This window comes from Marinobacter piscis, from assembly GCF_007671655.1.
Classification (GTDB): Bacteria; Pseudomonadota; Gammaproteobacteria; order Pseudomonadales; family Oleiphilaceae; genus Marinobacter; species Marinobacter piscensis.
This window is the reverse complement of the sequence record NZ_VCGX01000003.1, coordinates 141,249-156,510: the sequence shown is the minus strand read 5'-3', so window position 1 is coordinate 156,510 and position 15,262 is coordinate 141,249. Positions and strand designations below refer to the sequence as shown.

Here is a 15,262-nt window from a genome sequence, read left to right as displayed (position 1 = left end):
CTTTGGCTTTATTCATGTTAACAATGCATGAAATGCGGTAAATTTAACCTATTATTAATGTCAGGCAACCAAACCCGACCAGGTGCCCGATTGAGCCGCAAGCAGGAGCCGGCCATGAGCAAGCAGTCCGACATACACTACCTCCACCAAACCCGTAAGGCGGGCGGTAATACGCCGGTTCCCCCGGAGGTATCCCGGATCCGTGACACAGTGGTTGCCGGACTTGGAGACTTGCTTCAGGGTGCATTTGATGCAGTTGATGATTCGCTTTTTGAGCTCGCCAACAATGCCCGCAGTAACAATGAACAGAACCGTTACTTTGAAGCCATGCGGGAAATCCGCATCAAGCGCAAAGGCGTTGAGCGTCAGTTTCAGCACAGAGTCGCGCAGCTGTTTGCCACTCCTCCCGGTACAGATACGCCCTCTGTCACCCAAGCCCACGCCACCCAGGACAACCTGACACTGGTTGGCAACGACGACCTGGAAGAACAAGTCGCACTTACTGCCATGGCCACCAAAGCCAGAGCCCACTTTCAGGGCCCGCTTTTGCAGCTCCAGACCCGCTTCACCCAGGTATACGACGGCCGCTCCGAGGACTCGCCGGTGAATCCTATGGCGCCGGAACACCTGTGCAAGGCCTTCGCTGATGCCATTGCCCCCCTGGAAATACAGATTCGTGAGCGACTGATTCTCCTCAAACAGTTTGACCGGTACGTTGTCTCCAATCTGGAAATGCTGCTGGACGAAGCCAACCGGATTCTGATTCAGGCCGGGGTCATTCCCAACTTCCGTTATCATGGCAAGAGTGAGCCCGGACACACCACTCGAACAGAAAACACCACAGGGGAACCGCAGAACAGTACTGTGGATGACAGCGAAGTACTCGATCAGATCTACCAGCTCCTGGCACGCCAGAGAGGTGACTCGGGTACCCGGTCACGGCAACACGACCCTGGCATTCGCGTTGTCGGTATTAATGAACTGTTCAGTCTGCTGACACAACTACCCGCCAGCCGCACCTCAGAAACGACTCGCGACCTCAGTGAAGGTGAACCCCTTACCGTTGACCTGCGTAACGCCGTGCAGAACACACTGTCCCAAGCCAGCACCCGGGACGGCAAAAAGCCTGCATTGAAAGAAGTGGATGAAGACCTGGTCAACCTGGTTTCCATGCTGTTTGAATTTATTCTCGAAGATTACAACCTGTCTGCACCCATCCAGGTATTGATAAGCCGGCTGCAGATCCCGATTCTGAAGGTTGTCCTCAAAGACCGGAGCTTTTTCAGTAAGGCGTCTCACCCGGCACGCAAACTGCTCAACTCCCTTGCCCGTGCCGGCATTGGCTGGAGCAACAGCGATGAAAAGGCACGCGACAAGCTCTACGAAAAAATTCACAGCATTGTGCAGACCATACTCAATGAATTTGATGGTGACATCGGCCTCTTTGTTGAACTGAACACGGAGTTTGAAGCCTTTCTTGCCAGGGAGAACAGAAAGGCGTCGCTGGTTGAGCAGCGTACGCGCGAATCCGAACGCGGTCGTATAAAATCGCAGAGAGCCCAGGAAATAGTGGATCAGGTTATCGCAGAGCGCCTGGCCCGCTACACGCTTCCGGAATCCGTTTACAATATGCTGATCAATGGTTGGAGCCGGGTCATGTTTCTGGCCTACTTGCGCGACGATAAAGAACACCGCTGGCAGGAAAGCGTAAACGTCGTGGATGACCTGATCTGGTGTCTGCATCCACACCTGGAAGATGCCGAGAGAGATCAGTGGGTTCGTGTTGTGCCAGGCTTGCTGAAAGCCTTGCGCACTGGCCTGGAAGAAGTCTCATACAACTCTGTCAGACTCGATGAAACCATGTCTCAGCTGAAACAGGAACTGGCAGAAGCCTTTCGGGCCAGCTCTGGAATGGAAATGACCCAAGCTCCACCCCCGGCTCCGGAAGCGTCGCCTGATGAAGCCAGACAACAGGCAGAACTGCACCCCGAAGACGCCTCCATCGCCGACTTTATGGTTCAGGTAGATGAACTTGAAACCGGTAACTGGGTCGAGTTCCGCCTGGTGAATGGCACCGGGTTTCGTTGTAAACTTTCTGCCGTTATTGAAGAGGCGGACTGCTTTGTGTTTGTGAACCGCATGGGGCTGAAAGTCATTGAGAAAACCCGCACGGAACTTGCCCTGGAAATGCAACGGGGAAGAATGAAACGACTGGAGCAAGGTGCGCTGATCGATCGGGCACTGGGGGCTGTTGTTGGCTCCCTGCGCAGCAAAACCGCATGAACATTCATGTACCTATAAAGGAGCGACCCGCAAGTAATGCTGGAGTCTGGCAGTAACAACAGTCTTCCTGCGAAGTATCGCATTACGCTCGCTTTATCAACTGCCATCATGCTGCACACACTGCTCTTGTCCGCAGTGCCTCCTCTGAGGCCGGACCTGCCCGTGGAGCATCGTCAGACGCTGCGGCTGAACCTGACCTCCCCGGCCAGTCACCAGGCGCCACCCACCACTGACAGCCCACAACTTTCAGAGACTGCAAAAAAAAGCAGTGTGCCAGTGCCAAGGGAGCACAACAGCTCGCCCAAGCCATCTTCTGAGTCGTCGCCAAACGATCACAGCCCCGAGCCGAGCCCCGATCGTTCTACACAGGCCTCATCAAATACCTCACCCACAAGCTCGCCCTCGCAGCCGGCACCTCAGCCCCGCCCTGAAACGGACAGCACCGACACAATCACCGCGATTACAAAAGCGCCCAGCGAGAAGGATCCCTATCTGATTAAGCTGGCTACACATCTGGCCCGGGAACTGGAAAAAAAGAGAGTTCCAGCTATCAGCGAACTTACAGATTCCAGCACCCTGAGACTGGAGCTGCAGCTACTACAGAATGGTGCCCTGACCCGGGCAAGAGTGATGAAATCGACAGGTATAAAGCAAATAGATAGCGCGGCATATCGAGCCGCGCTATCTGCCAGCCCTTACCCGGAGCCGCCAGGTAAACAGGGCGATAACAGCCGCTTCGAAGTTACACTGGTGTTTGCTCCGTCGCGGCTCTGACCTGCAGGATCAACTGACAGGCGGGATCAGGCTTCAGCCTGCTTGGCAGCCTCTTTTACCAGAGTCGCCAGCTCGCCGTTTTCCGACATTTCCATGATAATGTCACAACCGCCAACCAGCTCACCGTTAACGTAAAGCTGAGGATACGTTGGCCAGCTGGAATAGACCTTCAGACCTTCGCGTAGCTCCTGGTTATCGAGAATGTTCACAAACGCAAAGCGCTCGCCGCACGCCATCAGGGCCTGTGAGGTTTTGGCAGAAAAGCCACACTGCGGTGCCTGAGGCGATCCTTTCATATACAGAATGATCGGATTCTCTGAAAGCTGGGTTTTAATGGTTTCGTTAATGTCCATGAACACTCACCTCTGATTAAGTACAAAAACAGTCGATTGCGCCTGTTTCAGCCAGGTTTCATTGTACACGTCGGGCAGGCTGCCCAACAAACACGTCAATTTGATACAGAGCAAGCCTGCCAGCCGCAGCGTTGTCATCTTTGGCACGAAGGGCTAGACTTGGTTCCCCCATATTTTTCACTCGTATTTATACTCATCCAGGGCTTCACCAAGGTAAGGGCCAACCTATGGCAGCAAGGCATTTTCTGACACTTAATGACATGTCCACCACCGAACTGGAAGACCTGGTGGATCACGGCACCAGGCTCCGGAATGAATGGCGCCTGGGTACGGTAAGAGACTCTCTTAAAAATCGCGTACTGGCGATGATTTTCGAGAAATCATCTACCCGGACGCGGGTCTCTTTCGAGGCTGGCATGGCACAGCTGGGCGGCTCTGCCATGTTTCTCTCTCCCAGGGATACACAGCTTGGCCGTGGCGAGCCGATTGAAGACTCTGCCATTGTGATCTCCCGCATGGTTGACGCTGTCATGATCCGCACCTTCGCCCATGAGACAGTCGAAACCTTTGCCAGGGCTTCGCAGGCCCCGGTTATCAATGCCCTTACAGATGATTTTCATCCGTGCCAACTGCTCGCCGACATGCAGACATTCCGCGAGCATCGCGGCAGTATCCGTGGAGCCACCGTGGCCTGGATAGGCGATGGTAACAATATGTGCCACTCCTATATTAACGCCGCCAGCCAGTTCGGTTTTCACCTGAATATAGCAACGCCCGAGGGCTATGATCCTGATCCGGAGCTAATGAAAAAGCATGGGGACCGGATCTCACTTGTACGTAACCCGGCCGACGCTGCACGCAACGCCAACCTTCTGGTAACCGATGTCTGGGCCTCCATGGGCCAGGAAGACGAACAAAAGGCCCGGGAAAAAGCCTTCCATGACTATCAGATCAACCCTGCGTTGATGACTCTGGCCGATAAAGACGCTCTGTTTATGCACTGCCTGCCTGCCCACCGTGGCGAGGAGATATCTGCAGACATGATCGAGCACCCGGCTTCGGTCATCTGGGATGAGGCTGAAAACAGGCTCCACGCCCAGAAAGCCCTGCTGGAATTCCTGATTCTCAACCGCCTGGATTAAATCTTATGAGCACCCCGGAAACTGCCGCACACAACTGGCTGCTTGAGGTAAACAACCTCTCCTGTGGTTATGGCGGAGAAGCCGTTGTAAAGGATGTGAGCTTCGCCCTCAGCCATGGTGACATCGGGTGCCTTCTTGGGCCCAGCGGCTGCGGCAAAAGTACGATTCTCAGGGCCCTGGCAGGATTTCTTCCCCTGACCGAAGGGGCAATATACCTGCAGTCACAGCCTATCAGCCTGCCTGGCCGCACACTGGCCCCTGAAAAGCGCCGCATCGGTATGGTTTTTCAGGACTACGCCCTGTTTCCGCATCTGAGCATTGCCGATAACGTTGGTTTCGGTTTGCTGGGTATGGCCAGGGCTGAAAAACGACAAAAGGTTATGGAACTGTTGAATGTTGTGCACCTGCAGGATCTGGCCGACAACTATCCGCACCAGCTATCAGGCGGGCAGCAACAGCGGGTGGCTCTTGCACGGGCCCTGGCCCCGGAACCGACACTGATTCTGCTAGACGAACCGTTTTCCAACCTCGATACAGATCTGCGCCGCCGGCTTAGCCTGGATGTTCGCGAGATCCTGAAAACCCTTGGCATCAGCGCTATTCTGGTGACTCACGATCAGCAGGAAGCCTTTGCAATGTGTGACCAGGTGGCCGTGTTGCAAAACGGCCAGATTCAGCAGTGGGATGTGCCCTTCAACCTGTATCACGAACCGGTAAACCGCTTTGTTGCCAGTTTTGTAGGCCAGGGCGGTTTTGTGCCCGGGAAAGCTATGGGGCCGGATATCATTGAATCGGAACTGGGCATCATCCATGGCAACCGGGCGTATAACTGGCCGGCGGGCACCCTGGTAGATATCCTTATACGTCCGGACGATATTGTTTACGATGAAGAGTCAGACCTGCGCCCGAAAGTTGTAGAAAAAACCTTTGCCGGCACCTCTACTCTCTACCGCTTCCGGTGCTCGGAAGATACGGAGTTTGAAGCTCTGTTCCGCAGTCATCTGGATTTTCATCTGGGGGAAACAGTGCCGATTCGGGTCGAAGCCGATCACCTCATCGCATTCGAACGTGGAGCCTGACCCCGGGTCAGTTATTGCGGATTCGTTCGATCGAATCCAGCCAGCCGGCATACAATGACTCGCGCAGCGCCGGGCGCATTTGCGCATGAAACTGGCGCTCACATGCCCAGAGCCCTGAAATCTCGTCCAGACTTCTGTAAATACCCGTCTGCAGACCCGCAAGGTAAGCCGCCCCCAGAGCTGTGGTTTCAGTCACCCCGGGGCGGTCGACTGTTACATTGAGTATGTCGGCCAGAAACTGCATCAACCAGTCATTAACAACCATGCCGCCATCTACCCGCAATGACGCGAGGGCGGCCCCGTCATTCTGAATAGCGCGCGCCAGATCCTTGGTCTGATAGCACACAGACTGCAGACCGGCCGTAACGATTTCACCAATGCCTGTATCCCGGGTAAGCCCCATGATCGCGCCGCGGGCATGGGGGTCCCAGTAGGGTGCACCCAGCCCGGTGAAAGCAGGGACCAGGTAAACCGCATTATCCACACCCACTGTTTCAGCATAACCGGAAGACTCACTGGCATGGCGGATCAGTTTTAACCCGTCCCGAAGCCACTGCATGGCCGCACCTGCCACGAAAATACTGCCCTCCACTGCATAACAGGGCTCACCGTTCAGGCGATAGGCCACCGTCGTAAGCAGGCGATTCTCCGAGCGAACAGCCGTGGCTCCGGTATTGACCATCAGAAAACACCCGGTGCCATACGTGCTTTTTGCCATACCGGGGCTGAAGCAGGCCTGCCCTATCAGTGCCGCCTGCTGGTCACCTGCAATTCCGGCCACCATAACGGGGGCTCCCAGCCAGTGAGGCTCGGCGCTCCCGTAGTCTGCCGCACTGTCGAGCACATCCGGCAGAAGCGAGCCGGGCACCCGGAATAGCGCAAGCATGTCCTCATCCCACTGTTGCGTGTGTATGTTAAACAGCGCTGTCCGGGAGGCATTACTGGCATCAGTGCAATGGGAACGCCCACCCGTAAGGTTCCACAGCAGCCAGCTATCGATGGTACCAAAGGCCAGTTCCCCGGCTTCCGCACGGGCGCGGGCGCCTTCTACGTCATCCAGTATCCAGGCAATTTTAGTGGCGGAGAAGTACGGATCAATCAACAGACCCGTGCGCTCAACCACCGTGCTTTCATGACCGTCGGTCTTCAACTTGGTACATAACGACGCCGTGCGCCTGTCCTGCCAGACAATCGCGCGATGCACTGGCAGGCCCGTTGCCCGATCCCAGATCACCGTGGTTTCCCGCTGATTGGTAATGCCAATACCCGCCAGTTGCGTAGCTTCGAGGGCGGCCTTCTTCAGTGCGGACCGGCACACCGACAGCGTACTCTCCCAGATTTCCATGGCATCATGCTCGACCTGGCCATCACCGGGAAAATGTTGTGCAAACTCCTGCTGGGCAGACGCGACGCAGCCACCGCTCTGATCAAACACAATGGCACGGGAACTGGTTGTACCCTGATCAATGGCAAGCAGGTAGCGGGTCATAAGAAATCCTGTCGTGACTCAATAGAAAAGTTGTTGTTCTTTCGCGGCCAGACCAGGCTGAAGCAGGCACCACCCAGACTGTTACTCCGGCTGATAAAGGCCTGACCGTTGTGCCAGTATAAAATACGCCGGACAATAGAGAGCCCCAGACCATACCCTCCGGAATCCCGGGTACGGCTGTTATCCAGCCGGGCAAACGCGGTGAAAACCTTACTCCAATCCTCTTCCGGAATACCCGGGCCATCATCTTCAACATCAATCCGGCAATGGTCCTCATCAATACGACAGCGAACAAGCACTCTGCCGGCCGCATAGTGTCCGGCGTTTCCGACCAGGTTCTGAATTGCCCGATGCATGTAGCGTGGTTCCAGATCCGCCAGAGCCAACTGCTCTGTTGTCTCATCCATGTCGATCTCAATACTGAGCTCCGGCTTGACACGCTGCTGCTCCTCAACCACTTGCCCGACAATATCAATCAGGGAAGCCTCTGTAAGGGCAAAAACGGGACCGCCCTGCTCTAGCCGGGCAAACGTGAGTATTTCATCGATCAGTTCATCCAGCTCCTGGATATCATCGTCAATACCATCAAGCTGTTTTTGCAGTGCCTCCTGCCCCTGGCACCCCTCAATCATTTGTACACCAAAGCGAATGCGGGCAACCGGTGTTCTCAACTCATGGGATACGGCATGAATCATTTCACTCTGCACATTAACAAGACGCTGAATATGCTCAGCCATCCCATTAAAGGCAGTTACCAGTCGGGAAACAATGCTCTCCTCACGGGCCTCAACCCTGGCGCTCATATCCCCCCGGGCAATGCGTACCGCAACAGACTCCACGGTACGCAGACTGCTATCAAGGTTCCGGAGCACATAGACCAGGGCTAATGTCAGAGCACCGCCGGAGGCCACCAGCAGCAGCAAAATCACCGGCCATGCCCATGGGTTAAACGGTGCCGGCAAGTCAACCTGAATCAGCTCACCATCAGACAACCGGATCAGCACTTTGCCTTCTCCATGATCCTGGTAAAAGGCCAGTCCGCGCTGGTAGACATGGTCCAGCATCCCCTTCGCCAGGAGTGTTTGCGGATCCTGAACACTCTGAACACCGACATTCAGGCCAGCAGAGAGAAGCTCGGCAGCTGCTTCACGCTCGCCCGGGTCTGCAGCATTAAGGTTTACGCGCAAGACCTGCGCAGTAGCGATTGCTATATCCCGGTATGGCTGGCTTGCCTGAAAGTACAGCACCTGTCCCCGGGGTCCGGCCACCAGAAAACGATACCCCAGAGCATTTTCGGCCACGACCACCTGGCCATAGCCCAGGCGCTCCTGAATAACCGGCGACAGTGACAGACGCCTGGCGTCTGAAACCCCGAAATCATGCCGGGGCGCAAGCCAGTGATATTGCTGTTCAGGAGATGATGAAGACGCCAGCCAGCGTAACAAAGGCTCGGAAAAGCGCTCATGCCAGAACTGGGAACGTACCGAATTGATACCCACAAATAAAACAATACAAAGCAGGATGATCAGCGCTGTCAGGCTGGCTAGGCGGGCGTATAATCTGAGGGAAAACTTCAGGGGCATATCAGCGGACCCTGGTGGTAACGCGCTGACAGGGCCCCCTGGTCAGCGCAATGGACTGGGTTGTCAGGCCTCCTTTACAAACAGATAGCCTTTGCTTCTAACGGTTTTTATTCGCCGGGGGTGAACCGGGTCATCGCCTATCTTCGGTCGAATCCGGGAGACCCGGACATCAATCGATCTGTCCTGCCCGTCGTATTCAATGCCCCGCAACGCTGTAAAAATCTCCTCCCGGCTCAGTACCCGGCCAGCGTTACTTGACAACAACCACAGCAAATCAAATTCTGCACTGGTCAGATCGATGCTCTCATCATTCAACCAGGCCTCACGCATGGAACGATCGACCACAAGATCATTAAACTTCAGGCGGGAAGGCTCTTCGCTTTCTTCTTCCACAGCATTGTTTTGCGCGTTATCCGAGACACGCCGCAACATGGCACGTATACGGGCCAGGAGCACGCGGGGTTTGACCGGCTTGCTGATATAATCATCCGCTCCCATTTCAAGCCCCAGCACCTGGTCCAGATCATCGGTGCGTGCCGTAAGCATGATAATGGGTCCCGTATAAAACGGGCGCACACGCCGACAGACAGAGAGACCGTCCTCCCCGGGCAACATCAGATCCAGCACCACAAGGTCGGGCTGTTCATTGCGGATTCTTTCAACCGCCCGCCCCCCATGAGCTTCAAGTGACACTGTTAAGTCATTGCTCTCAAGGTACTCACGGGTCAGCCCTGCAAGCCGTTCATCATCTTCAACAATAAGAATTCGCCAACTTTCGTTTGTCTGTTCCACGCAGCGTATCCCTGATTTTAGTATTCGGAGTCAGTCCAGCCTGGTGAGGCAAGCCGCCTGATATGTTAATCATTGTACATGCAAAACAAAAATATACATGTAAACACCTGATAGCTACTTACTGGAAAAGTGGCCGGCCTTCAGCAATCTCATCATCGGTTGCGGCACGACGATCAATAATTTCCAGGTCGAAGTACAGGGTGAATCCTGCAAGCGGGTGATTGGCATCTACGCGGACCAGTTTCCCGTCGATTCCGACAACCTGAACCACCTGAGCGTTGTCCCCGGTGTTGGTCTGAAACTTCATGCCAACCTGGAGATTCTCCACCCCTTCAAACAAGGTACGTGGCACTTTGCGAACAAGATCCTCCCGGTGCTCCCCATAGGCCATGACAGGCGGAATAGTCACTTCCAGACAATCACCGGCATTACGGTCTTTAACCGCCTTCTGGATTCCCTCAATCACATCCGGACTGCCGTAGAGAAAATGCAAAGGCTCGCTGCCCTCCGAAGTATCAACCAATTCACCAAGCTTGTTTTTCAGCACGTAGTGAACCGTAAAAACGTCAGGTCTTTCTTGATCAGGTTGCATCAGACTTTCGGGTTTCCTGTATCCGGTGGCTTTTTCAGAGCTGGCAGTTTACCACGGCGAAGCACAGTTTAAGACTGGTGTTTTTATAAGGCGTGACAGGGAGGGGTATGCAGAAGCTCAGGGGCAATAGGTCAGAAATTCCATTTCAGATTCAGGCTGGCGCCTTCGTCCAGTAGCGCAATGCCATGATCAGCTTGCGCTGGCTGCGAAGCATAGTGTTTGCCTGTACCACTGTTCCTGACCAGAGACAGACTTAAAAGACGAGAGCCGATTTCAGCAAGCGCATCTGCATTATCCTCTTTAAAGTCGCCCGACACCCGCTGTTGCAGCTCATAAACTTCTTCAGTCGTCATGGCATCGCCTGACCACCCAAGGGAGTGCTCAGATGCTTCGGCACGAACTATGAATGTTGCAGCATTAAGGACGAGAAGCAGGACAAATATACGAATAATCATGATGACAACGGCAGCCTTTTATTAGCCCGGAAGATTACTTGCATGCAGGGCTAAAGTCTAATGCTTAAACCGTAAAAATATGTGAAATCCGGCACAGGCGCGCCGGCTTTTTGTCACTGAACTAATGGCTTTTTGTTAAAGGACAATTCCAAACATTTCTTTTTGTAACAAACCCTCGGTTTTGCCACTTCCCTGTGGTTTATCCAGCCCCCTCAGACCAGAGAAATTGCGCTCAGGGGCATGGGTAGGTGAACTCCTGGTGAATTGCCTCGAGGGCCTCCAGAACATCCGGGCTGAGAGTCACGTTCAGTGAACCCATATTTTCCCGGAGCTGCTCCATTCGTGTAGCTCCAATGATTGTACTGGTTATAAAGCTGCGGCTGTTCACATAGGCCAGGGCCATCTGAGCCGGCGACAGGTCATTCTGACGGGCAAGCTCGGTGTAGGCGCGCGTTGCCTCTGTGCCACGCCTGTTGCTATAGCGGCTGAACCGCTCATACAAACTGAGGCGCGCGTTCTCCGGCCACTTTCCTCCCATGTACTTACCCGACAACATGCCGAAAGCCAGTGGCGAGTACGCCAGCAAACCGGCTTGCTCCCGGTGGGCGATTTCTGCCATGCCGACTTCAAACGACCGGTTCAGCAGACTATAAGGATTCTGGATACTGGCAACCCGCGGCCACCCTTTTTCTCGAGACAGGCGCAGGTACTCCATGACTCCCCAGGGCGTTTCATTGGACACCCCGATATGCCGGACTTTTCCAGCCTTTACCAGTTCTCCGAGTGCATCGAGTGTTTCTTCTATCGACGTGCTGCTTTCCTCAGGGTCATGCTGATAGCCCAGCTTGCCAAAAAAGTTGGCGTTACGGTCTGGCCAGTGCACCTGATAAAGGTCGATATAATCTGTCTGCAGACGCTTCAGGCTGGCTTCACAGGCTTCAACAATGTGATCCCGGGTGAGACGAGGGCCACCACGAAGATACCCCAGACTGGGCCCGGGGCCCGCTACTTTCGAGGCAATGATCAGATCATTGCGGCGCCCACTCTGCGCCAGCCAGTTGCCCAGATACGTCTCGGTCCGCCCTTGCGTCTCTGATCTGGGCGGCACCGGATACATCTCAGCCGCATCAATAAAATTCACGCCCTCGGACGTGGCATAATCCAGCTGCTCAAACGCATCCTGCTCACTGTTCTGCTCACCCCAGGTCATCGTGCCCAGGCAAAGCAGGCTCACATCAAGACCGGTATTCCCAAGTTTTCGTGTTTGCATAACATCTCCAGACTCTTTCCAGACAAGTGAAGCTCACTCAAAAAGCCGCAACTGAGCAACGGGCGCATCATCGTTGCGAAAACGCACCCCCAACCCGAGCAACCGCACCGGACGCTCGCGATTGCTCACCAACTCCGTCAGTAGCGGCAAATAATCCTCAAACGCCGGCTCCTGTATATTTTCCCGGACCCTTTCCAGGGTATGGGTAGAAAAATCGCTGAACCGTATTTTCACAAACAGCTTGTGGACAGGTTTGTCACGCCCTTTCCGGGAAAGACGGAGATTAAGGTCCGCCACCAGTGTTGCCAGCATGGTTTCACAGGCTGCCGTGTCGGGTAAATCCTGAGAAAATGTACGCTCAACGCTCAGCGACTTGGCCACCCGGGAAACCACCACCGGGCGCTCATCCCGGCCGTGGGCCATCTCGAACAGGCGATAACCCTGCTTTCCAAACCGTTCGATCAGCGCACTGGCACCCAGCGCGCGTACATCGTCACAGGTGTGCACGTCGAGTGCATGCAGCCTGGTCGCTGTAACCTCCCCGACTCCGGGCAGTTTCTCAACACCCAACTCCCGGACAAAGCTGTCGACATCTTCCGGACTCACGACAAACAGACCATCCGGCTTTTCCCAGTCACTGGCGACCTTGGCCAGAAACTTGTTAGGTGCAACGCCCGCGGAAATTGTTATGCCCACCTCATTCCTCACCCGCTCGCGCAGGTGGCGCGCCATAAGGGTGGCACTGCCCCGGTGTTCTGTAACATCCGTAACATCCAGGAAAGCTTCATCCAGGGACAGAGGTTCGACCAGATCCGTCAACTCCCGGAGAATCCCCATCACCTGCTGTGATACGGCCCGGTAACGTGACATATCAGTTGGCACAGTCACCAGCCCCGGGCATAAACGGCGGGCTTCACTGCCCGGCATTGCCGAGCGAACCCCGTAAGCACGGGCTTTATAGTTACAGGTGGTTACCACACCCCGGCCACCCGCACCGCCCACTGCCAGGGGAACTGCTTGCAAAGTCGGGTCATCACGCATTTCGACGGCCGCATAAAAACAGTCACAATCCACATGGATGATCTTGCGTTGAGGCATAATCACTGCGCTCGCGTCGGGTTTCTGTACATTTATACAGCCTTGTATCTTACGATAAGATGCCGAGAATGTCAGGATTGCCGAACAATCACCGGATAACATCATTGAGGCCCCATGACTAACCCGATTCCCGACTCCGATCGCACCCAAATTGAAGCTGCAGCTTTTCGCCGTCTGGTCCAGCATCTGCGGGACAATCCGGAAGTTCAGAATATCGATCTGATGAACCTGGCCGGTTTCTGCCGCAACTGCCTCTCCAAGTGGTACCGGGCAGAGGCTGATGAGCGCGGCTTTCAGCTATCCGATCCTGCCGCCCGGGAAGAAATCTATGGCATGCCCTATGAAGACTGGAAGGCACGCCACCAGACCGGCCCGAAGCAGGACCACAAATAATGAACCTACACGAAGCAGGCACCAGGGAAGACACCCACTCATGAGTAACACCGCCACCTCCGGGGCACAACAGGTATTCCAGCTGAAAAGTGCCAGCGTCTCCATGACCGCACTGGAGCTGCACTATTTTGATAACGATGATTTTGAAAACGCCTTGAAGGACAAAATCAGCCAGGCTCCCGGTTTTTTCCGCGATATCCCTCTCATTATCAGTCTGGAAAAATACGAAGGCCTGGACAGTGAACTGGATTTTTTCAAGATTATCGGCACCTGCCGGCGCAATAACATTCATGTTATTGGCGTACGCGGTGGCAACAATGACCAGCGCCGCCTGGCCCGGGGTGCGGCTCTGGCACTGATCCCCGGAAACGGTCAGCGAGACAGAGACCACGAAGCAGCGCCGGAAAAAACCGAACTGCCGGAGGAACCCGTTGCCAGAGCAGCACCAGAGGCCTCCCCTGCCAGAATCATCAGCCAGCCGGTAAGGTCTGGCCAACAGGTGTTTGCGCCGGAAGGCGACCTGATCATTCTGGCGCCGGTCCAGGCCGGGGCTGAAGTTCTGGCTGCAGGCAATATTCATGTGTACGGGCCATTACGTGGCCGGGCTCTGGCCGGCATCCACGGAGACAGTGCCGCGCGGGTTTTTTGCCAGTCTCTTGAAGCAGAGCTTGTGTCCGTCGCCGGACACTATAAAATCTCGGAAGATCTTCAGGACAATGGCTGGAAAAGCGCTGTGCAGATTCAGCTCAGGGACGACCTGCTGGTAGTATCGCCACTGGACAAGGCCTGACACTGGAATCGAACCAAATAATGTGACCGGTCAACAGCCGGCAAACACGACGAATCCACCGAGACACAGGAAATAAACCTTGGCTAGAATTATTGTCGTTACCTCAGGAAAGGGCGGCGTAGGTAAGACAACTACCAGCGCCTCTATCAGCACCGGTCTTGCCAAACGCGGCTACAAAACCGTTGTCGTAGATTTTGACGTAGGCCTGCGTAATCTGGATCTGATCATGAACTGCGAACGTCGTGTGGTTTATGATTTCGTCAATGTTATCCAGGGCGATGCAACACTGAACCAGGCTCTGATTCGCGATAAACGGGTGAACACGCTCTACATACTTCCTACATCCCAGACCCGGGAAAAAGAAGCCCTAACTCCGGAGGGTGTAGAAAAGGTCATCAAAGAGCTTTCCGAAACCTTTGATTACGTTATCTGCGATTCACCGGCAGGCATTGAACACGGGGCTCTGATGGCTCTGTACCATGCCGACGAAGCCATTATAACCACCAACCCGGAAGTATCATCGGTACGGGACTCAGACCGCATCCTGGGCATACTGCAAAGCAAGTCCTGGCGTGCTGAATCCGGCCTGGAGCCAGTCAAGGAGCACCTGCTACTGACCCGATACAACCCCGACCGGGTTGAGCGGGGCGAAATGCTCTCAGTTGCAGATGTCGAAGAAATTCTCGCCATCCCGTTGCTGGGGGTTATTCCGGAAAGCCAGGTTGTTCTTAATGCGTCCAACCAGGGTTTGCCGGTTATCCTTGAGGAAGACAGTGACGCCGGTCAGGCCTACGATGATGCAGTGGCGCGCCTTCTGGGCGAGGAGCGTGAGCAGCGCTTCCTTACGTCCCAGAAAAAAGGCTTTTTTTCACGGATATTCAAGGGAGGCTGACGGATGAGGTTCCTCGACTATTTCAAGGGCAAGAAAACCGCCTCCTCCGCCACCGTTGCAAAAGAACGGCTGCAGATCATCGTGGCCCATGAGCGCGGACAGCGGGATCAGCCAGACTACCTGCCGAAAATGCAGCAGGAAATACTGGAGGTAATCCGCAAGTACGTCCAGATCAGTGACGATATGGTCCAGGTCGATGTGGACCGCAATGACAATTGCTCGGTACTGGAACTGAACGTGACCCTGCCCGAACGCGGCGACACCCCCAGCTGAAACC

The 15,262-nt window shown here is 54.9% G+C and carries 16 protein-coding genes; 8 read left to right on the top strand and 8 right to left on the bottom strand.

Annotation, left to right across the window (positions count from 1 at the left end):
* Nucleotides 1-114 precede the first annotated feature (114 nt).
* Both FFI95_RS11650 and FFI95_RS11645 read left to right on the top strand, forming a co-directional pair.
* Nucleotides 115-2,283, top strand: a complete 2,169-nt coding sequence (locus FFI95_RS11650; RefSeq protein ID WP_144822744.1) for a DUF1631 domain-containing protein — start codon at nt 115-117, stop codon at nt 2,281-2,283.
* A 36-nt stretch (nt 2,284-2,319) separates the two neighbouring features.
* Nucleotides 2,320-3,057: an energy transducer TonB family protein gene (locus FFI95_RS11645; protein WP_144822742.1), complete on the top strand. Its 738-nt coding sequence runs from the start codon at nt 2,320-2,322 to the stop codon at nt 3,055-3,057.
* Nucleotides 3,058-3,083: 26 nt separating this feature from the next.
* Here the strand turns inward: FFI95_RS11645 and grxD are convergent, their stop codons facing one another.
* Complete coding sequence (grxD, locus tag FFI95_RS11640) at nt 3,084-3,410, bottom strand: Grx4 family monothiol glutaredoxin (protein ID WP_144822741.1); 327 nt, start codon at nt 3,408-3,410, stop codon at nt 3,084-3,086.
* Between the two features lie 227 nt (nt 3,411-3,637).
* Here grxD and argF point away from each other — a divergent pair, with 227 nt between their 5' ends.
* Together argF and FFI95_RS11630 are read left to right on the top strand one after the other, a co-directional pair.
* Nucleotides 3,638-4,552: an ornithine carbamoyltransferase gene (argF, locus tag FFI95_RS11635; protein ID WP_144822740.1), complete on the top strand. Its 915-nt coding sequence runs from the start codon at nt 3,638-3,640 to the stop codon at nt 4,550-4,552.
* A 5-nt stretch (nt 4,553-4,557) separates the two neighbouring features.
* The gene (locus tag FFI95_RS11630) at nt 4,558-5,631 is read left to right on the top strand and encodes an ABC transporter ATP-binding protein (RefSeq protein WP_144822738.1); all 1,074 of its coding nucleotides are present in this window, start codon (nt 4,558-4,560) and stop codon (nt 5,629-5,631) included.
* Between the two features lie 7 nt (nt 5,632-5,638).
* On the opposite strand, the gene glpK is transcribed toward FFI95_RS11630, so the two are convergent.
* The 7 genes from glpK to dinB form a co-directional block, all read right to left on the bottom strand.
* Entirely contained in the window at nt 5,639-7,120 is a 1,482-nt protein-coding gene (glpK, locus tag FFI95_RS11625; RefSeq protein WP_144822736.1) for a glycerol kinase GlpK, read from the bottom strand.
* Nucleotides 7,117-8,703, bottom strand: coding sequence for an ATP-binding protein (locus tag FFI95_RS11620; protein WP_144822734.1), 1,587 nt, complete (start codon nt 8,701-8,703; stop codon nt 7,117-7,119). The genes glpK and FFI95_RS11620 overlap by 4 nt, the downstream gene beginning before the upstream one ends.
* A 63-nt stretch (nt 8,704-8,766) precedes the next feature.
* A complete protein-coding gene (locus tag FFI95_RS11615; RefSeq protein ID WP_144822721.1) occupies nt 8,767-9,495 on the bottom strand; it encodes a response regulator in 729 nt (242 codons plus the stop codon).
* 118 nt (nt 9,496-9,613) lie between these two features.
* On the bottom strand, nt 9,614-10,087 hold the full coding sequence (locus FFI95_RS11610) for an FKBP-type peptidyl-prolyl cis-trans isomerase (RefSeq protein WP_144822720.1): 474 nt from the start codon (nt 10,085-10,087) through the stop codon (nt 9,614-9,616).
* 131 nt (nt 10,088-10,218) lie between these two features.
* Nucleotides 10,219-10,542, bottom strand: a complete 324-nt coding sequence (locus FFI95_RS11605; RefSeq protein WP_144822718.1) for a hypothetical protein — start codon at nt 10,540-10,542, stop codon at nt 10,219-10,221.
* Nucleotides 10,543-10,774: 232 nt separating this feature from the next.
* The gene (locus FFI95_RS11600) at nt 10,775-11,812 is read right to left on the bottom strand and encodes an NADP(H)-dependent aldo-keto reductase (protein ID WP_144822716.1); all 1,038 of its coding nucleotides are present in this window, start codon (nt 11,810-11,812) and stop codon (nt 10,775-10,777) included.
* Between the two features lie 33 nt (nt 11,813-11,845).
* Entirely contained in the window at nt 11,846-12,910 is a 1,065-nt protein-coding gene (gene dinB / locus FFI95_RS11595) for a DNA polymerase IV (protein WP_144822714.1), read from the bottom strand.
* A gap of 114 nt (nt 12,911-13,024) precedes the next feature.
* Between dinB and FFI95_RS11590 the strand changes: the two genes are divergently transcribed.
* From FFI95_RS11590 to minE, 4 genes are all read left to right on the top strand, one after another.
* Nucleotides 13,025-13,303: a DUF1244 domain-containing protein gene (locus FFI95_RS11590; protein WP_144822712.1), complete on the top strand. Its 279-nt coding sequence runs from the start codon at nt 13,025-13,027 to the stop codon at nt 13,301-13,303.
* Nucleotides 13,304-13,343: 40 nt separating this feature from the next.
* A complete protein-coding gene (gene minC, locus FFI95_RS11585; protein WP_144822710.1) occupies nt 13,344-14,093 on the top strand; it encodes a septum site-determining protein MinC in 750 nt (249 codons plus the stop codon).
* Nucleotides 14,094-14,172: 79 nt separating this feature from the next.
* On the top strand, nt 14,173-14,985 hold the full coding sequence (gene minD / locus FFI95_RS11580) for a septum site-determining protein MinD (protein ID WP_144822708.1): 813 nt from the start codon (nt 14,173-14,175) through the stop codon (nt 14,983-14,985).
* A gap of 3 nt (nt 14,986-14,988) precedes the next feature.
* Nucleotides 14,989-15,258: a cell division topological specificity factor MinE gene (gene minE, locus FFI95_RS11575; protein WP_144822707.1), complete on the top strand. Its 270-nt coding sequence runs from the start codon at nt 14,989-14,991 to the stop codon at nt 15,256-15,258.
* Nucleotides 15,259-15,262: the final 4 nt, after the last annotated feature.

Bases quoted from the DNA above. Each gene is read 5' to 3' on its own strand.
- FFI95_RS11650 (WP_144822744.1), top strand. From the start codon at position 115: ATGAGCAAGCAGTCCGACATACACTACCTCCACCAAACCCGTAAGGCG.
- FFI95_RS11645 (WP_144822742.1), top strand. From the start codon at position 2,320: ATGCTGGAGTCTGGCAGTAACAACAGTCTTCCTGCGAAGTATCGCATT.
- grxD (WP_144822741.1), bottom strand. From the start codon at position 3,410: ATGGACATTAACGAAACCATTAAAACCCAGCTTTCAGAGAATCCGATC.
- argF (WP_144822740.1), top strand. From the start codon at position 3,638: ATGGCAGCAAGGCATTTTCTGACACTTAATGACATGTCCACCACCGAA.
- FFI95_RS11630 (WP_144822738.1), top strand. From the start codon at position 4,558: ATGAGCACCCCGGAAACTGCCGCACACAACTGGCTGCTTGAGGTAAAC.
- glpK (WP_144822736.1), bottom strand. From the start codon at position 7,120: ATGACCCGCTACCTGCTTGCCATTGATCAGGGTACAACCAGTTCCCGT.
- FFI95_RS11620 (WP_144822734.1), bottom strand. From the start codon at position 8,703: ATGCCCCTGAAGTTTTCCCTCAGATTATACGCCCGCCTAGCCAGCCTG.
- FFI95_RS11610 (WP_144822720.1), bottom strand. From the start codon at position 10,087: ATGCAACCTGATCAAGAAAGACCTGACGTTTTTACGGTTCACTACGTG.
- FFI95_RS11605 (WP_144822718.1), bottom strand. From the start codon at position 10,542: ATGATTATTCGTATATTTGTCCTGCTTCTCGTCCTTAATGCTGCAACA.
- FFI95_RS11600 (WP_144822716.1), bottom strand. From the start codon at position 11,812: ATGCAAACACGAAAACTTGGGAATACCGGTCTTGATGTGAGCCTGCTT.
- dinB (WP_144822714.1), bottom strand. From the start codon at position 12,910: ATGCCTCAACGCAAGATCATCCATGTGGATTGTGACTGTTTTTATGCG.
- FFI95_RS11590 (WP_144822712.1), top strand. From the start codon at position 13,025: ATGACTAACCCGATTCCCGACTCCGATCGCACCCAAATTGAAGCTGCA.
- minC (WP_144822710.1), top strand. From the start codon at position 13,344: ATGAGTAACACCGCCACCTCCGGGGCACAACAGGTATTCCAGCTGAAA.
- minE (WP_144822707.1), top strand. From the start codon at position 14,989: ATGAGGTTCCTCGACTATTTCAAGGGCAAGAAAACCGCCTCCTCCGCC.